The 3,259-nt window shown below is 69.2% G+C and carries 4 protein-coding genes; all 4 read left to right on the top strand.

Features of this window, described 5'->3' with window-relative positions:
* The first annotated feature begins 14 nt into the window (after positions 1-14).
* Positions 15-803, top strand: coding sequence for an acyl-ACP--UDP-N-acetylglucosamine O-acyltransferase (gene lpxA, locus AC04L7_RS15120; RefSeq protein WP_435999701.1), 789 nt, complete (start codon positions 15-17; stop codon positions 801-803).
* Positions 803-1,984: a lipid-A-disaccharide synthase gene (gene lpxB, locus AC04L7_RS15115; protein WP_435999703.1), complete on the top strand. Its 1,182-nt coding sequence runs from the start codon at positions 803-805 to the stop codon at positions 1,982-1,984. Before lpxA ends, lpxB begins: the two co-directional genes overlap by 1 nt.
* Positions 1,985-2,131: 147 nt before the next feature.
* Entirely contained in the window at positions 2,132-2,737 is a 606-nt protein-coding gene (gene rnhB, locus AC04L7_RS15110; RefSeq protein ID WP_296280359.1) for a ribonuclease HII, read from the top strand.
* Positions 2,738-2,881: 144 nt separating this feature from the next.
* A partial coding sequence (locus tag AC04L7_RS15105; protein ID WP_475513315.1) for a hypothetical protein occupies positions 2,882-3,259 on the top strand: 378 nt, incomplete at its 3' end.

Here is a 3,259-nt window from a genome sequence, read left to right as displayed (position 1 = left end):
GGACACCCGCTGAGATGAGCGCCCCCACCGCCATCCATCCCAGCGCGGTCGTCGATCCCGGCGCGATGCTGGGTGAAGGCGTGCGCATCGGTCCGTTCGCCTACGTCGGTCCCGAGGTCGAGATCGGCGACGGCACGGTGATCGGCCCGCATTGCTCCGTCACCGGGCCGACGCGGATCGGCCGCGACAACCATTTCGTCGGCCATGCCGCGATCGGGGGCGACCCGCAGGACAAGAAGTTCAAGGGCGAGCGGGTGGAACTCGTCATCGGCGACCGCAACCAGGTGCGCGAATTCGTCACCGTGAACCGCGGCACCGGCACCGGCGGAGGCATCACCCGTGTCGGCAGCGACAACATGCTGCTCGCCTATACGCACGTGGCGCACGACTGCATCGTCGGCAACCACTGCGTGTTCTCCAACAACTCGACGCTGGCCGGCCACGTCACGATCGAGGACTGGGTGATCATGAGCGGATTCGCCGGCGTGCACCAGTTCTGCCGCGTCGGCGCCCACGCGTTCATCGGCATGGGCGTGCTGCTCAGCGGCGACGTGCCCCCGTTCACGATGGTGGCCGGCGACGCGGCAGGGCGTCCGCGCGGCATCAACAGCGAAGGCCTCAAGCGGCGTGGCTTCGATGCCGAACGCATCGCCGCCATCAAGCGCGCCTACCGCACGCTGTACGTCGCCGGCCTGCCCCTGGCGGAAGCCAAGCAACAGCTCGCCGAACAGGCGCAGGCCAGCGAAGACGTCAAGGCGCTGCTGCACTTCATCGACAGCGGCGAACGGCCGTTGCAGCGCTGATGGACGCGACACCCGCGGCCCGGCCGCTCCGCATCGCGCTGTGCGCGGGCGAAGCATCCGGCGACGGCCTCGGGGCCGGACTGATCGCTGCGTTGAAACAGCGTTTCCCGCACGCCGAATTCGCCGGGATCGGGGGCGACGCGATGCGCGCCGCCGGCGCCGATACCTGGTGGGACGCGGGCGAACTCGCCGTGATGGGCCTGGCCGAGGTCCTGCGCCATCTTCCCCGCCTGCTGAGATTGCGCAGGGCGTTCCGTCAACGCGTGCTGGACTGGAAACCCGACGCCTACGTCGGCATCGACGCGCCCGACTTCAACCTGGGCATCGAGCGCTGGTTGAAGATGCGCGGCGTGCGCACCGTGCACTACGTCAGTCCTTCGGTGTGGGCGTGGCGCGAGAAGCGCGCCGAGAAGATCGGCCTCAGCGCGGATCGGGTGCTCTGCCTGTTCCCGATGGAACCGCCGATCTACGCCCGACATGGYATCGATGCGCGCTTCGTCGGTCATCCGATGGCGGACGACATTCCCCTGCACCCCGATCGTGCGGCAGCACGCGCTGCGCTCGGCCTGCCACTCGATGCCCCGGTCCTCGCCGTGCTGCCCGGTAGCCGCCTTGGCGAAATCGGTCGCCTGGCGCCGGACTTTTTCGAGGCGGCACGCCGCGTCGCCAGCCAGATGCCCGGCCTGCAGATCGTGGTACCGGCCGCCAACGCCGCCTGCCGCCGGGCCCTGGAAACACAGCTCGCCGCGCAGGGCGTCGACACGGCATGGCGCCTGCTCGACGGCCGTGCACGCGAGGCGATGATCGCCAGCGATGTCGTCCTGCTCGCTTCGGGCACTGCGACACTGGAAGCCATGCTCTGCAAGCGGCCGATGGTGGTCGGCTATAGGATCGCACCGTTGACCTACCGCATCGTCAAGGGACTGGGCCTGCTGAAGGTCGAGCGCTACGCCCTGCCGAACGTGCTGGCAGGCGAGGACATCGCGCCGGAGGTGATGCAGGACGACTGCACGCCGGAAGCGTTGTCCTCCGCCGTCCTCCACTGGTTCCTCGAGCCCGAGGCCGTCGCCGGCCTTCAGCCTGTCTACCAGCGGTTGCACGCGCAGTTGCGCCAGGATGCGTCAGCGAGTGCCGCCGAGGCGGTGGCGGAGTTGATCGGTCCCCCTGCAGGAGCGACGTAAGTCACGACCGGCCACCATGATTTCTGCTGCCTCCGCATCGCCCGACGGACAAGGCCCCTCCGCACCCTCTCATGCAGTGGGGAACATCCGCGTGGATGTCGTTTCCGCGGTCGCGACTGACGTCGCTCCTACAAGGAGCATTTCACGATGACCTCGGCGTCACTGTTCCCGGATCCTGTCGTCCGTCTGGTTGCCGGTGTGGACGAAGCAGGTCGGGGACCCCTCGCGGGGCCCGTGGCGGTTGCAGCCGTGATCCTCGACGCGTCGCGCCCCATCGAAGGCCTGAACGATTCCAAGCAACTCAGCGAAGCCAGGCGCGAGGCGCTGTTCCCGCTGATCCAGGAGCGCGCGCTCGCTTGGCGGGTCGTCTTCGTCGAGCCCGACGAGATCGACCGGCTCAACATCCTGCAGGCCACGCTGGAAGGCATGCGCCGTGCCATCGCGGCGCTGCAGCCGCTGCCGGAGCTGGTCCGCATCGATGGCAACCGCGCGCCGAAGGGACTGGGCTGCATGGCCGAGACGCTGGTGGGCGGCGATGCCATCGAGCCGGCGATCATGGCGGCGTCGATCCTGGCGAAGGTCTCGCGCGACCGGCTGATGGTGCAATTGCACGCCACCTTCCCGCAGTACGGCTTCGATGTGCACAAGGGGTATCCCACGCCCGCGCATCTCTCCGCACTGACGCAGCACGGCCCCTGCGTCCACCACCGGCGCAGCTTCGCGCCGGTGCGCGAGGCCTTCAACCGGCGCTGACGCGCGGACCACCGCGCATGACCACCGGCACGGTGTCCATCGTCACGGTGGCTTCCTGCAGGCGCGTCCGTGCCCACGCGCCGGCACCATGGCCCTGCATCCTGCACCCCCTGCGCAGGAGCCTCTTCCCCCATGAGGTGCGCCATGAGCCTGCCCGATCCCATTCCCGTCGCGTCCGCCCCGCCCCATCCCGTTGAAGATGCACGCGTGCAGTTGCTGCGCAGCCTGCTGGCGGACCGCGACTGGACGCAGTCCCCGATTCTTCGCGCCCGGCTGCAGCACGCAGCGGCGCTGCTTCGGAACGCGGACGCCCATCCGCTGGACGAAGCCACCTGGCTGCTGGTCGCCGACGAAACCGCGCGCTATCTGGATTTCCGCCGCCTGCGCAGCCTCGAAGCGCAACTGCAGGGGTGCGCACCCGACGCGCTGCATTACACCCGTGCCGACTGGGAAGCCGCGCGCACCGCCGAAGCCGCGCTGGAATCCCACCTGCGCCACGTCCGCTTCAGCAGCTCTGTCCCG

It is taken from the genome of Pseudoxanthomonas sp. LjRoot204_2 (assembly GCF_056175765.1).
This window is presented reverse-complemented; position numbering and strand designations above follow the sequence as displayed.

Bases quoted from the DNA above. Each gene is read 5' to 3' on its own strand.
- lpxA (WP_435999701.1), top strand. From the start codon at position 15: ATGAGCGCCCCCACCGCCATCCATCCCAGCGCGGTCGTCGATCCCGGC.
- rnhB (WP_296280359.1), top strand. From the start codon at position 2,132: ATGACCTCGGCGTCACTGTTCCCGGATCCTGTCGTCCGTCTGGTTGCC.